This window comes from Dokdonella soli (genome assembly GCF_039523175.1).
Taxonomy (GTDB): domain Bacteria; phylum Pseudomonadota; class Gammaproteobacteria; order Xanthomonadales; family Rhodanobacteraceae; genus Dokdonella_A; species Dokdonella_A soli.
Window position 1 is genome coordinate 397,640 of the sequence record NZ_BAAAEU010000001.1, and the last position, 14,991, is coordinate 412,630.

Sequence of the window (14,991 nt, forward strand, 5' to 3'; positions counted from 1 at the left end):
CGGCGCATGCGCATCCTGCACATCGGCAAGTACTACACGCCTGAGCGCGGCGGCATCGAGCGCTATGCGCAGGCGCTGGCCGAGTGGTGCGTGGGGCTCGGGGACAACGTCGCCGCACTGGTGCACCAGCGGCCGGGCAACTGGCGGCGCGCGCAGGAAAGCATCGGCGGCGTCGAGGTGCGGCGCGCAGGTTGCATCGCGGCGCCGGTCTACACCCCGCTGAGCCCCACGTTTCCGCTCGAACTCGCGCGTGCACTGCGCGAATTCCGCCCGGAGCTGCTGCATCTGCACTTCCCGAACCCGTCCTGCTTCGCGGCGCTGGCGAGCCCGGCCGCACGACGCCTGCCATGGGTCGTGCACTGGCACGCCGACGTGCCGCCGGACACGCCAGACTGGCGGCTGCGCACCGCGTACCGCGCCTACCGACCGTTCGAGCAGGCGACGCTGGCGCGTGCACACGCGATCGTTGCGACATCGCGACCCTATCTGGCCGCGAGCGTCGCGCTGAAACCGTGGCGGGCGAAAACCGCCGTGGTCCCGCTCGGGATCGCCGCGACCGAGGCTGCCGTGCCGGCGCCCGGCTTGTGGCCGACGCAGGCGGGTCTGCGTCTGCTCGCCGTCGGCCGGCTCAGCCGCTACAAGGGTTTCGATGTGCTGGTCGAGGCGCTCACGAAGATCGAGGATGCGAGCCTGCTACTGGTCGGCCACGGCGAGTGCGAGCGTGAGCTTCGCGCGCTGACGACCGCGCGCGGCCTCGATCGGCGCATTGCGTTCGCGGGCGAACTCGACGATGCCGCACTCGGCTCGGCCTACGCCGCGGCCGATGCGTTCGCGCTGTCCTCGCTCGACCGCGGCGAAGCGTTCGGCCTGGTCCTGCTCGAGGCGATGCGTGCCGGATTGCCGGTGATCGCCAGCGCGATTCCCGGTTCCGGCGTCGGCGAGGTCGTCGTCGACGGAGAAACCGGCGTGCTCGTCGCGCCGGGCGACGCGACCGCGCTTGCCGGCATGATCGGGCGGTTCCGCGATGCGGATCTGCGAGCACGCCTCGGCGCTGCCGGCCGCGTGCGCTGGGAACAAACGTTCACGCTGGATCGATCCGCGCGAGCCATCCATTCCATCTACCGCGCCGCGTTGCGCTAACCGCTCGTGGCGCAGAGCAGTTGGGGCGGGGTGAGCCTGCGGCTGCGCAGGCGGGATGCGGGAGCGAACATTCAGGTAGCGGATGGCCGCGGCAGAAGCAGCCCATAACCCCGACGCTTCGCATGTTGGGCATCGCTGTGCTCAGCCCAACCTACGGCGCTGTATCAGGTTTCCGGTTGCGAGGACTCCGACCGCTGCGCGGCCAGGATCAACAGGGCTGCCAGCATCGGCGTCAATTGCAACAGCAATCGATTCACCGCTGAGTAGCTCTGCGCATAACGCGCTGCCGCGGTGAACACGAAGAGACCCGCGATCAGCAGGAACGACACGCCCGCCAGGACCACGAGCCGACGCGTCGTCGCCGAACGCATCCATGCACGGCAATTGCCGACCAGAACCACCGGCAACGCGAACCACAGCAGATGCCAGTTTCCCTGCGCCCACAGGCCATTACAAAACGCGCCGAGCGAATCGGAAACGTCGGCAAGGTTGAAGGCGGCGCTGTTGCCGATATAGCGGCGCGCGACATCGATCCAGGCGGCACCGAAGGCGCCGGACAACAGGATCAGCGCGGTCGCGAACGCGACACCGAGCAGGAACCGCCGCCGCCGCGGCCATGCCGGCAGGGACGAGAACACGCAGGCGGCGCCGAGCACGATCGCCCACACCGCGCCCTCGAGCTTGACCATCGGCAACAGCACGATGATGCCGATCACGACGCCGAGCTGGCGTCGTTCGGCGCGACAATGCCAGCGCAACCAGGCGAAGCCGGCTTGCGCGAACAGCGCGGCGAGCCAGAGGTCGGCATAGCCGCCGAGCGCGACATGTGATTCGAGCAGCGGCAACGAACCCAGCACGTACACGCCAATCCACGCGCGTCCGCTCTCGACGCCAAGCGCGCGCAACTGACCGTATTGCGCAATCAGCAATGCGATCCACAGGCCGAACCAGGCGAGATTGATCCACGGTTCGATCCACCCGCCGGCGCCGGCAAACCAGACGATCGCCCACGGCAGCAGATCCGGATAGCTGTAGCCGACGCCGGTGCGCAGGACTTCGTTCGGATGCGTCAACCAATCGTTGAAGGAAACGAACGGCGCGATCTGGCCGGCCAGGACCCAGGTCTTGGCCTTGGCCTGCCATGCGGCCCACGCATCCCACGGCAAGGTCGGATGCAGCAGGATGTCGCTCGCCAGCAGCCAGCCGCGCCAGCCGAGCAGGACCAGCGCCAGTAGCGCCCATGGCCACCATCGCGGTTCGTGCGGCGGCAATGCCGCGACCGGATCACCCCGGCACCACCACGCAACCAGCCAGCTGCTCGCGCCGATCAGCGCCGCCCAGGGCGAGACGTGCATCAGCACATGCGCCGGGTCGGTCGCAGCGAGCAGGCGTGCGAGCACGCCGCACAGCAATACGCCGACGATCCAGCCGAGGCCCGTCGCGACCAGGCGCTCACCACGACGACACGGCCAGCCGACGACCAGAACATACAGACCGCTGCCGAGCAGCAACGGCACACACCAGGTCGCGAGCATCGCCAGCGGATTCATCGCAGCACCGCCGTGATCGCGTAGACGCCCAGATCCGGCCGCTGCTCGATCGTGCGCACTCGCATGGTCATGCCGCCGAATTGCAGCACACCGTTCTTCACTTCGTCCTGATCGTCCGCGTAACGCACGACGATCGTACCCGCCGCCGCGCGCTCCACATCCGCGCCGGCCAGCACGCCGATGTTGAGCGGGGCCGCGTGATAGATCAGCCGCAACGCGGCGTACGGCGTCGGCGCACCCACCAGGACCCGGGTCGAACTCGGCATGCCGGCCAGCGTCGAACGGATGTGCAAAGCGACGTCACGCAGCTCCGCATCGGGGACGCGGTCCTGGCGCGCGGCGAGCGGTGCATTCCCCCAGATATCGCGATCCGTTGCGCGCTTGTAGGCGAGATCGCGTTGCCACGCCAGATCGCAGACGATCCATGCGCAGGCGGTGCCGACGAACAGCAGACGCCGCAGCGCCTTGCCGCGCAGACGCAGGATCGCCCAGCCGAAAATGCCGATCGGCAACAAGCCCAACGCCAGCATCAGCGGCAGGCGCGGCGAGTGCGGCGAGCTGTCGCCGGTCTCGGCCGGGCCGACGGCGCTGACCGAGATCAACTGCCAGGGGCGGCGTTCGTGCCATGCACTGATCAGGGCTTCCAGACGACCGCGCCAGGAGAGCGACTCCAGCTGCGCCCCCACCAAAACGAAGGGGCGGAATCCCTCGACCGGCGGCACCAGTTGGGCGGTCGGAAATTCGGCGAACCCCAGCTCGGTAATCGTGCCTTTCCAGGACGGGATCTGCGAGAGATCGAATACCGCCTCACGCCGATCGATTCGAGGCAATGAAATCGACTGCACGTCGTCGGGCGCCTCGGCAGTACGAAACACCAGTGAAAGCTCCAGCGTGCGCGGAAATTCGTCGAAGCGATAGCGCAGGATGGGAAAATCACCGGCCGCGATATTTGCCAGCGCGGTCGATTGCAAGGCCGAGAAATCCGCCGCGGCCGCATCGACGCGCAACCGCTGCGCCTCGGGATTCGCCGAACCGAACACCGCATGGAAACGGCTGCCGGGCAGGGACAGCTCCGTCGTCGCAACCAGCGGCGACCCTGCGTCGACGCGCGCCGCCCACAACAACAGGACCAACCAGCTCAGCGCGAGCGCGGCGCCAAAGGCCGCAACGACGGAGATCCCTGCTGCAGAAGGCACGTGCCTCATGCGGCGAGTTCATCCAACCGCGCGAGTTCGTCGCGCGTGAACCCGGCGCGCAGCCGTGCATCGACATTGAACGGTCCGCGCAAACCGCCGCGCAGATGGGTCTGGAGCAGATGCTGGAACGTCGATTGCGCGTCGACGCCTTCGCGCGCGCAGCACCAGGTGAACCAGCGCGAACCGGCCGCGACGTGCGCGACTTCCTCGCGCAGGATCGTCTCGAGAATCGCGACAGTCGCGTTGTCATCGACGCTGCGCAGGCGCTCGATCATGCCCGGCGTGACATCGAGTCCGCGCGCCTCCAGCACACGCGGCACCAACGCCATGCGTGCGAGGCAGGAGTCGGCGGTACGCATTGCCATGTCCCAGAGCCCATCGTGCGCGTCGAAATCGCCGTAGGCGTGCCCGAGTTCGGCGAGTCGCGCGGAGAGCAACGCGAAATGGCGTGCCTCGTCGGCCGCGACCTGCGCCCAATCCGCGTAATAGTCGGCCGGCATGTCGCGAAAGCGATAGACCGCGTCCCAAGCGAGGTTGATCGCGTTGAACTCGATGTGCGCGACCGCATGCACCAGCGCCGCCCTGCCCTCGGTGGAACCGAGACCGCGCGACGCGAGCGCACGCGGCGCGACCAGACGCGGACGCAAGGGACGCCCGGGTGCACCGATCGGCGCCGGCGCGCTCGAAGCCGGAGCCATGTGCAGCTCACCGGCCGCCAACGCGGCAACCGCCGCCTGCGTCAGCGCGAGCTTCTGTCCCGGCTCGGCGCAAGCGAGGCAGCGTTCGGCCGCATCAAACAGATTTCCGGTGGCCCCGCTCGCCATGTCCTTTCATGTTTCCCTATGCCGTCCATCGACCGCATTATCCATGACAACGACGGCACGGAACGCGGCAAGCGGACACGCTTTGCGCTAAGGAAACGTTTGAAACCTGCCGGGAGAACCACGATTCGTGCGGGCCGGATGCACTAGCGCATCCCCCGAGGAACGCGATGGATCACGGGCAGTGCCAACACATTACCGGCGAAGCCCGTTCGCGGCGCAGCCGTTCAGCCCGCGCCGCGGCGTTGCGATTTCGCGGAATCGGAACGCGCGAATTCGAGATCGGCGAGATAAGTCGGCTCGACACCGGTCACGTACTCGCCGGAGAAGCACGAGGTATCGAAGTGCTTGAGGTTCTCGTTGCCGTCCTGCACGGCCCAGATCAGGTCGTCCAGGTCCTGGTAGAACAGCTTGTCGGCGCCGAGGATCTTCTCGATCTCCTCGACGGTTCGGCCATGCGCGACGAGTTCGGCGACCACCGGCATGTCGATGCCGTAGATGTTCGGATAACGCACCGGCGGCGCAGCGGAGGCGAGATAGACCTTCTTCGCGCCGGCTTCACGCGCCATCAGGATGATCTGTTTGGACGTCGTGCCGCGCACGATCGAATCGTCTACCAGCAGCACGTTCTTGTTACGGAACTCGAGGGCGACCGGATTGAGCTTGCGGCGCACCGATTTCACGCGCTCGCTCTGCCCCGGCATGATGAAGGTGCGGCCGATGTAGCGGTTCTTGACGAAGCCCTCGCGCACCGGCACGCCGAGCGCCTGCGCGAGCGGACCTGCGGCGGTGCGCGAAGTGTCCGGGATCGGGATCACCGCGTCGATGTCGTGGTCGGGCATCAGGCGATGGATCTTCTCGCCGAGCTTTTCACCCATGCGCAGTCGCGCCTTGTAGACCGAAACGTCCTCCATCATCGAATCGGGCCGCGCGAGATACACATATTCGAAGATGCACGGCGCATGCATGGCCGGTTCCGCGCACTGGCGCGTGAACAGTTTGCCGTCGAGCGTCATCAGCACTGCTTCGCCCGGCGCGACGTCGCGCAGCAGCCTGAAGCCGAGGATGTCGAGCGCGACCGACTCGGAGGCGACCGCATATTCCTTGCCGGTCGCGGTTTCGCGTTCGCCGAGCACCAGCGGACGGATCCCGTGCGGATCGCGGAACGCGAGCACGCCGTAGCCGAGCAGCATCGAGACGACCGCGTAGCCGCCGACGCAACGCGCATGCGTGCCGGCAACTGCCTTGAAGATGTGATCCGGCGACAGCGCGCGGCGATCCTGGATCTGCAGCTCGTGCGCGAGCACGTTGAGCAGCACCTCGGAATCGGAATCGGTGTTGATGTGGCGGCGATCGTCCTCGAACACTTCGCGACGCAGCGCCGCGGTGTTGATCAGGTTGCCGTTGTGCGCGAGCGCGATGCCGTACGGAGAGTTCACGTACAACGGCTGCGCCTCGGCGGAGCCTTCCGAGCCGGCGGTCGGATAGCGGCAATGGCCGATGCCGACGCTGCCGCGCAGCCCGAGCATGCTGTCGCGGTCGAACACGTCGCGCACCAGGCCGCTACCCTTGTGCAGTCGCAGGCGGTTGCCATCGATGGTCGCGATGCCGGCCGCGTCCTGGCCGCGGTGCTGCAGGACGGTGAGCGCGTCGTAGAGCGCCGAGGCGACTTCCGACTGGCCGACGATGCCGATGATTCCGCACATGGTTTCGATACTTAAGTGGCAGGCGATTTCGGGGGCGCTGCCGGCTTGTTCCGGACCGGCGGCGCTGCAAGCGGCTTGATGAACTCCTCGACCGGATCGAGGTAACGCGCCACCTCGGCCGGCAGGCGCGCGCCGAGCCAGCGCGCGCCATTCTCGAAACTCGGCAGCAATTGTGACTGATGCCACCACGGATCGCGCGGAAACGGCGTGAAGCCGAGCAGCAGCACGACCAGCACGACCAGCGCCAGGCCACGCACCAGGCCGAACACCATGCCCAGCAGGCGATCGCTGCCCGACAGGCCGCTGCCTTCGACCAGCTTGCGCATCAGGAAGGTGACGATCGCACCCGCGATCAGCACCGCGATGAAGCACAACCCATACGCCAGCAGCACGCGCACCGACGGCGTGGATATGCTGGCGGAAAACCGTTCCGCAAGGGGCGGCCCGAGCAGCCAGGCGACCCAGAACGCACAGGCCCAGCACGCCAGCGCGAGCACCTCGCCGATGAAACCGCGCCACAGGCCCATCAGCACCGACAGGCCCAGCACCGCGAGGATCGTGTAGTCAGCCCAGTTCATCTTGAAGCGGGGAATCGGGAATGGGGAATCGGGAATGGGAAAAAGCGGTTCGCGAAAAGCCGACCTGCTTCTGCGATTCCCAATTCCCGATTCTCCATTCCCGGCTTCACTGTGTAACGATCATGCCGTCGAGCTTCAGCTTGTCCTTGATGCTGGCACGCAGCTTGTCGGCGGCGCCGCGATCGGCCTCCGGGCCGGCGCGCACGCGCCACAGGGTCGCGCCATTCGCGTCCACCTTGTCGACGAAGGCGGCAAATCCTGCGTTCTTCACGCGATCGCGCAGCTTGTTCGCGTCCTCGGACGTCTTCAGCGCGCCGAGCTGCACGGCCCAACCACCGGCGCGGTTCGCCGGCAGCGCGCTGGCCGGCGCGTCGGCCTGGGCGTCGGACGTGAGCTGGACCACGCTGCCCGGCAGCGTCGGCTTCAACTGCTTGATGCGCAGGCGCGCTGCCTCGGCGGCGGCGCGGTCCTCGAACGGTCCGACGCGCACGCGCTCGGCGGGCTTGCCCTGGTACTCGCTCGTTTCCGCAAACGCCGGGAATCCACCTTTCTTCAGGGTCGCGACCAGTTCCCCGGCATTCTTCGTTGCCGCATACACGCCGAGGTGCACGAAGAAGCGTCCATTGGCGGCCTGGCCGGGCACGGGTTTGGCCGGTTCCGGTGTCACAGGCGCCACCCGTTCGGGCTTGGCGGGTGTGACCTTCACAGGCTCGGGTTTGGCGGCAGGCACCGGGGCTTCCGGCGTCGGCAAGGCCTCGGGCTTCGGTGCGGTCGAGGTATCGACCGTCGCGATCTTGTCGCCGCCAGCGGCAGGCTGCGCCGGCGCCGCCGGCGGAGTCGGATTCCGCGCGGCGGAATCGACCGGCAGCATGCGGGTCTGGAACTCGCGGTCCGGCGCCGGCGGAATCGCAAGACTCGAGGTCTCCATCTCCGCGGATTTCTGCGGCGCCGAGCCGGACATGAACATCGGCACGAAGATCACGGCCAGCGCGATCAGCACAGCGGCGCCGAGCAGGCGCTGTTTCAGCGACAAATCCATGAGGAATCCAAAGTGGGCGTCGGCAAACCGTCGCAATTATACCCGCCCGCCACGCTGTATCGACGCTAAGCGGTGCGCAGTCCGCTTTCCGCCGCGAACTGCAGCGCAGACGCCGCGACGAAGAACGAGCCGAATGCGAGCACGCGATCGCCCGGCTGCGCGCTGGAGAACGCCGCGGCGAGCGCGGCGGTGACGTCGGCATGGAGCCAGGGAATCGCCTGCGCCGCGAGCGAAGTGGAAAGCAGTTCACGCAGCGCTTTGGCATCGAGCCCGCGCGGCGAGTCGCTGTCAAGGCCGGCCAGAAACCATTCATCGATGCGGCCGGCGAGTGCAGCAACGATGCCACGCACGTCCTTGTCGCCGAGCGCGCCGAACACCGCCAGCGTTCGGCCCGGTGCAGGTTGTTCATGCAGCCACTCGGCCAGCACGCGTGCAGCCTGCGGATTGTGGGCGACGTCGATGACGAGCTCCGGCCCGCCGCCGAAGCGCTGCAGGCGCGCGCCGATGCGCGCGTCTTCCACGCCCTGCCCTATCGCCTGCGGATTCCAGCCAACGCGCGCGCGCAGGGCATACAGCGCGGCGACGGCGGCCGCGGCGTTGTCGATCTGGCACGGCGCGGCGAGTCGCGGCAGCGGCAAGGCAAGCTCGATCCCATCACCGCGCCAATGCCAGCCATTGCCATCGGCAGCGCGCTCGAACAGAAAGTCGCGCCCGGCAAGGCGCAGATCGGCGCCGATACGTTCGGCGTGCTCGATCAGCGAGCGCGGCGGATCGATCTCGCCGACGATGGCCGGACGGCCGCTGCGGAAAATCCCGGCCTTCTCGCGGCCGATGCTGCCGCGGTCGTTGCCGAGCCAGTCCTGGTGATCGAGATCGACGGTGGTGACGATCGCCGCATCGGCGTCGACGATGTTCACCGCATCGAGACGGCCGCCGAGACCGACTTCGAGCAGCGCGACGTCGAGCGTGTTGTGCGCGAAGATCCACAGCGCAGCCAGCGTGCCGTACTCGAAATAGGTCAGCTCGATGTCGCCGCGCGCCGCTTCGATGCGCGTGAACGCATCGATCAACGCGACGTCGTCGGCGTCGCGGCCCGCAATGCGCACCCGCTCGTTGTAGCGCAGCAGATGCGGCGAGGTGTACGCGCCGACGCGCTTGCCGGACGCGGTGAGCATCGCGTCGAGGAACGCGACGGTCGAACCCTTGCCGTTGGTTCCGCCAATCGTGATCACGACCGGGGCCGGCGCCGGGGCTCCGAGGCGCTGCCAGACTTCGCGCACGCGGTCGAGACCGAGCGCAATCGCACGCGGGTGGACGCGCTGCTGGTGGTCGAGCCAGTCGGCGAGCGTGGTCGGGAGCATCCGGGGTCCGCCTGAGGGCATGGGGTCGCGGCGAGCTGCTTTCAGGTCCGTTCGCACTCAGCGTAACGCAGCGAACTCGAAGCGTCGCCGCCCTTCGACTTCGGCCCGGCGCTCAGGAGCGAACGGTCGACGATACGATTCCCGCCCTACCTCATCAGGATCCGCCGCGGTTTCAGCGGCAGCTTGCCGCGCCAGTACTCGATCAGCACAAAACCGACCGCCATGCCACCGAGATGGGCGAAATGCGCGACGCCGGCCTGGGTGCCGGTGACGCCGAGGAACAGCTCGATCGCGCCGTACCCGGTCACGAACAGCCAGGCCGGCATCGGGATCGGCGGAAACAGCAGCATGATGCGTGCATGCGGATACATCATGCCGTAGGCGAGCAGCAGCCCGAAGATTCCGCCGGATGCGCCGAGCGTCGGATAGAAACCGCCCGTGAAGAAATGCACGACCGCAAGCTGGGTCAGCGCCGCGCCAATCACGCAGACGAAATAGTACAGCGCGAATGGCCGTGATCCGAACAGGTTCTCGATCGCGCCGCCAAACATCCACAGCGCGAGCATGTTGAACGCGATGTGGGTGAAGCCGCCATGCAGGAACCCGTAGGTGACGACCTGCCACGGCTCAAAGCCGGGTACGTCGGCAAACTGTGAAGGACCGAGCGGCCACAACGCGAAATGCACGATCAGCGTGTCGCCGGTCAGCATCTGCACGAGATAGATCGCGATGTTTGCGAAGAGCAGCGCGCGTGTGACGGGAGGAAGGTCGATGGCCATGAATGTCCAGGAAAAGGCGCGCTGCGGCACGGAAGCCGCCTTGGCGTCGGCACGAAGCGCTCAGGATGCGGCCAGCGACGATCCGATTCAATACGTGTGGCAGGATGCGCCGCGAAACCCGCAGCCGGCGTCGCGAGTCTTGTCTCGCGCGGGCTTCAGGGCGACCCCACCCCGCTGCGCGTCTCCATGCGCGGCCGCGGCCTCGTGAAAGACCGGTTTCATGACAATCTGATTGATGCCCGCTGCGTTACGAACTGTGCGCGCCGTCATTGTTGTGTCCCGCATGGACTGCTAGCGTAGCGATCGTCGCCAAGGGGCACGTTCATGCCAATTTCCATTTGTGCATCTATGCGCAAGTTGCTGCCGAAGTGGGTGGCTTTCGGCGTCGGCGTGAGCCTCGCCGCCGCCGCATCCGCGCAGACGGGACCGAGCCACGCGCCGGACATCATGTTCCACGACGGTTTCGAAGGCGTAGCTGCGGGACCATTCAGCGATGCCGACGCCGCACGGTTCCTGGCCCAGGCCACATTCGGGCCGACGGATGCGGATATCCACCACCTGCGCGCGATCGGGTACCAGGCCTGGCTCGCCGAGCAATTCGCTGCGACGCCGACACTCGAGATGAGCTATCTCAACTGGATCGGCACCACACTCCACGAGCAGATCGGCCAGAACAATCGGCAGGAAGCATGGTTCCTGGGTGCGCTCGGTGGCCCTGATCCGCAGAACAACAACATCGTCCACACCGATCAATTGCGCCAGCGCATGGCCTTCGCACTGAGCGAGATCATGGTCGTTTCCGACCAGAACACGACGCTCAACGGCTTCGCTCCGGGAGTGGCGTACTACTACGACATTCTTGCCAGCAATGCGTTCGGCAACTATCGCACCCTGCTCGAACAGGTGACGAAGAGTCCGGCGATGGGCGTCTATCTCAACATGATGGGCAACCAGCGCGCCAACGCTGCGTTGAACATCCATCCGGACGAGAACTACGCACGCGAGATCAATCAGCTCTTCAGCATCGGGCTGGTGATGCTGAATCCCGATGGCACGGTGAAACTCTCCGGTAGCGGTCAGCCCATCCCGACCTATACGCAGAGCACGGTGTCGGCGTTCGCCCACGTGTTTACCGGCTGGAACTGGGCCGACTGCGATGCGAATGGCAGCGACAACTTCAACGGCTGCGGGCCGGACTACACCACCGGCGCCAACTTCCTGACGCCGATGGTCGCGTTCGATACGACCAACCCGCTGTATCCGGCCATTTCACCGAGCTACCACGACAACGGCACCCGCCTGCCCGACGACATTTCCAACAAGCAGCTGTTGAGCTACCCCGGCGCCGCCAGCGGCGGTGTACTCGCGAATGGCGGTACCGCGCAATCGGACCTGAGCTTCGCGCTCGACAACGTCTACAACCATCCGAATGTCGCACCTTTCATCAGCAAGCAGCTGATCCAGCGCCTGGTGACGAGTAATCCCAGCCCGGCCTACGTGCAGCGCGTGGCGACAGTATTCAACAACAATCGGCAAAGCCAGAACCAGCTTCAGTCCGTGGCGCAGGCGATCCTGCTCGATCCCGAATCACGCAACGGCCAGTGGCAGAGTCCGGATACCTTCGGAAAACTGCGCGAACCCTTGTTGCGCCTGACCCATCTTTGGCGCGCGATGGGCGCCCGGCACGCCTGCGGACAGAACCTGCCGGCGAGCGGAACCACGGCAGCAATCAACTACGCCAACCAGCCGTACCGCTACGGCGGCAATGCGTGGAACACCGCGGATACCCAATACGGAAGTGGTGTGGCCCAGGCGTCACTGGACGCGCTGACCGTGTTCAACTTCTTCAAACCGAGCTTTCTGCCACCGGGCGAGATGGTGACGCGCGGTCTGCTCGGGCCTGAATTCCAGATCAACACCGACAGCATCATCTCCAATAGCAGCAATGCGTTCGAGAACTATGCGTTGAATTCGGATATTGCGGACGCATGCGGTTCGACCGACCAGTTTGGCGACGTGAAGATCAACTCCGCACAGGACTTCGCACTGGCCGGCAGCGGCAGCGGTGGAGCGGCCGATCCCTCCGATCGCCTGGTCGATGCCTACAGCACACGTTTCATGTCCGGGCAGATGTCGCCGTTCATGCGTCAGACCCTGATCAGTTACCTGAACGTCATCGATTCCACATGGGCCAATGGTGGGGATTGGCGACAGGAGCGCATCAAGCGCGCGCTGTATCTGATTCATACCTCGCCCGAATACGTCATCCAGAAATAGGCCACCGGCATGCGCCCCGATCGTCGCAAGTTCATCCATGACAGCCTCTGCGCTGCGCTGGGCGGAGTCAGCGCGTTTTCGGCGCTCGGCAGCCTCCAATTGGTGCAGGCGGCTACGCGCGCCGGCTATTACGCGTTCAACGACTACAAGGCGTTGGTCTGCGTCTTCCTGTACGGCGGCAACGACAGCTTCAATACCGTGGTGCCGATGTCGGGTCCGGCACGTACCGCTTATCAGAACGTGCGTCCGGGATTGGCGTTGCCGTCAGCGCAGTTGCGTGCGCTGAACGCACCGACCAACGGCGCCGGCAGTCCGGGCGACGGCAGTACCTACGGGCTGCATCAAGGGATGCCGGAACTGGCGACGCTCTTCAACGCGGGGCACGCGGCCGTTGTCGCCAACGTCGGCACCCTGGTCGGCCCGGTCACGAAGGATCAGTACCAGAACGGCTTGCCGGCCTTGCCGCCGCAGTTGTTCTCGCACGCCGACCAGTCCTCATACTGGCAGTCCTCCCCGCCCAGCAATACACCGCTCAGCGGCTGGGGCGGCCGCGTCGCCGATCTGGTGGCCAGCGCCAATCCGCCGGGCCTGCCCATCCTTACCGGACTCAACGGCATGGACGCGTTTGTCCGCGGGCAGGACGTCAACGGTTACGTCATGAATGCGACCAGCGCCTCGACCCTGAACTATCCCTACGATCCTGCCGGCAGCGGCATCCAGGCCGCGTTCGATTCCCTGCGCACCGCCGGCACGCAGGCCAATGCGCTGGAGCGCACCTACGCTGCAACGCTGAAGCATTCGATCGATACGGCGAGCATCATCAGTGCAGCGCTGGCACCGCCGACTCCGACATTCGCCTCGTTCTTCCCGACTCCCACTGGCTACGATATCGACTCCCAGTTGCAGACCGTCGCCCGGCTCATCTGGGCGGCCTACAACAATGTCGCAGGGTACTCGGGGCTCAAACGCCAGGTGTTCTTCGTCACCACCGGCGGCTACGACACGCACAATGACGAGCTGGCCCAGCATCAGGGTTTGCTTCCGTTGCTGTCCAGATCACTGGCCGGCTTCTACAACGCGCTCGCAAGCGTTGGTCTTGCGAACACGACCACTGCGTTCACCGCCTCGGACTTCGGCCGCTCGCTGTCCCCCAACAACGGCGGTACGGACCACGGCTGGGGCTCCCATCAATTCGTCGTCGGCGGCGCGGTCAACGGCGGCAAGTTCTATGGCGACAACCTGAGCGGCACGGGCTCGGCGCAAATGCCGAGTTTGCTCAATTCAGCCAGCAATCCGAACGACTCCGGCTACGGCCAGATCATTCCGACCACATCGGTGGACCAATACTCGGCCACGCTCGCGAACTGGTTCGGCTTGAGCGGCAGCGATATCACCCTGTTGTTCCCGAATCTCGCCAATTTCAGCGCGAGGAATCTCGGCTTCGTTTGAGCGCAGGTGGAGCTCAGTCGACTTCGAACGACTGCAGCTCGACCGGCGTGGTCGGCTGCACGATGATCGTCCCACGCATGCCGCTGGTTGGCGTGCCGTGAACCTCGCAGAAATAACCGACTGAACCGGGCTTGGGAAAGGTGACCTTGGCAACCCAGTTCATGTTGCTCGGCGCGCCACTGCCACCCTTTCCATCGCAGCCGCGCGCGCAGCGGAACGAGCCATCGCTCGCCACGGCATTGTGACTGCCGCCCTTGTTGACGAAGGTCACGGTGTCGCCCGCAGCGATCGTGAGCGTCGCCGGTGTGAACGTGCCCGTCATGCCTCCGACGTTCACGATATAGCCAGCCGACCATGCTGTTGCGGAAGCGGCCAGTAGCGAGGATGCGACGAGGATCCGGCTGACGAGTATGCACATTTCCGGATTATCGCCAGGCACGCGCGCACGCTCGTGACGGCCATCATGTTTCCATGGTGCGGATGGATCCCGCCTGCCCACAGAAAAGTGGCAGGTCATGACTCGGGTCGCGCAGAACGCCGCTGACGCGGCCGCTGCAGCCGGTCTGCCCCGGCGTGTGGTTTACGAGGTGCGATGGGCTTCGGCGGCCCCCACAGCAGATCATCGAGATTCCGCTCCCAGCCATGCAACGCGAGATCGACGCGCCCGTTCCGGGTCAGCACGCCCTCAGCGGCGAGCCGGCGCACCTGCTCGCGGAACGCGCGGCTGCCCGGCGGGAACGCGATGCGGCCGTCGGAACGCAGCACGCGATGCCACGGCAGTTCGACGCCGGGCGGCGTCTCACCGAGCACACGTCCGACCAGTCGCGCGCGACCGGGCAGGCCGGCGCGCATCGCGATTTCGCCATAGCTGGCCACCCTGCCGGACGGAATCGCCGCGATCGTGCGGTGAATCTCGGCGTGCCCGGGCGGCGGATTGGTGCGGACTGACTTCATCGGCGGCGCACGCTAGCATACGGACCGAACCAAACGGGGAGAGTGGTTTGAAAACCACTCCGGCACAAGGATGTGCCGCCGCGCCAAGCACGCAAGTGCTTGTCGCGACAAAGGTGGCGCGGCTTTGCCGCGACCGTTTGT

At 66.2% G+C, this 14,991-nt stretch carries 12 protein-coding genes and 1 pseudogene; 3 read left to right on the forward strand and 10 right to left on the reverse strand.

The genetic code is table 11. The features are described 5' to 3' along the window. Positions 1-6 precede the first annotated feature (6 nt). Entirely contained in the window at positions 7-1,140 is a 1,134-nt protein-coding gene (locus ABD002_RS01870; RefSeq protein WP_343786539.1) for a glycosyltransferase, read from the forward strand. 164 nt (positions 1,141-1,304) lie between these two features. Here the strand turns inward: ABD002_RS01870 and ABD002_RS01875 are convergent, their stop codons facing one another. From ABD002_RS01875 to ABD002_RS01910, 8 genes are all read right to left on the reverse strand, one after another. After that, a complete protein-coding gene (locus ABD002_RS01875; RefSeq protein WP_343786541.1) occupies positions 1,305-2,690 on the reverse strand; it encodes a hypothetical protein in 1,386 nt (461 codons plus the stop codon). After that, entirely contained in the window at positions 2,687-3,895 is a 1,209-nt protein-coding gene (locus ABD002_RS01880) for a hypothetical protein (RefSeq protein ID WP_343786543.1), read from the reverse strand. Before ABD002_RS01880 ends, ABD002_RS01875 begins: the two co-directional genes overlap by 4 nt. Then, positions 3,892-4,710, reverse strand: a complete 819-nt coding sequence (locus ABD002_RS01885; protein ID WP_343786545.1) for a ferritin-like domain-containing protein — start codon at positions 4,708-4,710, stop codon at positions 3,892-3,894. The genes ABD002_RS01880 and ABD002_RS01885 overlap by 4 nt, the downstream gene beginning before the upstream one ends. Before the next feature lie 224 nt (positions 4,711-4,934). Then, complete coding sequence (gene purF / locus ABD002_RS01890; protein ID WP_343786547.1) at positions 4,935-6,413, reverse strand: amidophosphoribosyltransferase; 1,479 nt, start codon at positions 6,411-6,413, stop codon at positions 4,935-4,937. A gap of 11 nt (positions 6,414-6,424) precedes the next feature. Next, on the reverse strand, positions 6,425-6,991 hold the full coding sequence (locus tag ABD002_RS01895) for a CvpA family protein (protein ID WP_343786549.1): 567 nt from the start codon (positions 6,989-6,991) through the stop codon (positions 6,425-6,427). A 106-nt stretch (positions 6,992-7,097) separates the two neighbouring features. Next, positions 7,098-8,030 (reverse strand): SPOR domain-containing protein, encoded by a 933-nt coding sequence (locus ABD002_RS01900; RefSeq protein WP_343786551.1) that lies wholly within the window; start codon positions 8,028-8,030, stop codon positions 7,098-7,100. A 65-nt stretch (positions 8,031-8,095) separates the two neighbouring features. Continuing rightward, positions 8,096-9,391, reverse strand: a complete 1,296-nt coding sequence (folC, locus tag ABD002_RS01905) for a bifunctional tetrahydrofolate synthase/dihydrofolate synthase (RefSeq protein ID WP_343786554.1) — start codon at positions 9,389-9,391, stop codon at positions 8,096-8,098. Positions 9,392-9,537: 146 nt separating this feature from the next. Continuing rightward, positions 9,538-10,170: a rhomboid family intramembrane serine protease gene (locus ABD002_RS01910; protein ID WP_343786556.1), complete on the reverse strand. Its 633-nt coding sequence runs from the start codon at positions 10,168-10,170 to the stop codon at positions 9,538-9,540. A 348-nt stretch (positions 10,171-10,518) separates the two neighbouring features. On the opposite strand from ABD002_RS01910, the gene ABD002_RS01915 reads away from it, so the two are divergent. Both ABD002_RS01915 and ABD002_RS01920 read left to right on the forward strand, forming a co-directional pair. After that, a complete protein-coding gene (locus tag ABD002_RS01915) occupies positions 10,519-12,447 on the forward strand; it encodes a DUF1800 domain-containing protein (protein ID WP_343786558.1) in 1,929 nt (642 codons plus the stop codon). 9 nt (positions 12,448-12,456) lie between these two features. After that, positions 12,457-13,896, forward strand: coding sequence for a DUF1501 domain-containing protein (locus ABD002_RS01920; protein ID WP_343786560.1), 1,440 nt, complete (start codon positions 12,457-12,459; stop codon positions 13,894-13,896). Positions 13,897-13,909: 13 nt separating this feature from the next. Here the strand turns inward: ABD002_RS01920 and ABD002_RS01925 are convergent, their stop codons facing one another. After that, positions 13,910-14,218 (reverse strand): cupredoxin domain-containing protein, encoded by a 309-nt coding sequence (locus tag ABD002_RS01925; protein WP_343786563.1) that lies wholly within the window; start codon positions 14,216-14,218, stop codon positions 13,910-13,912. 278 nt (positions 14,219-14,496) lie between these two features. Next, positions 14,497-14,850, reverse strand: a pseudogene (locus ABD002_RS01930) (MGMT family protein); the annotation flags it as partial. Positions 14,851-14,991 lie beyond the last annotated feature (141 nt).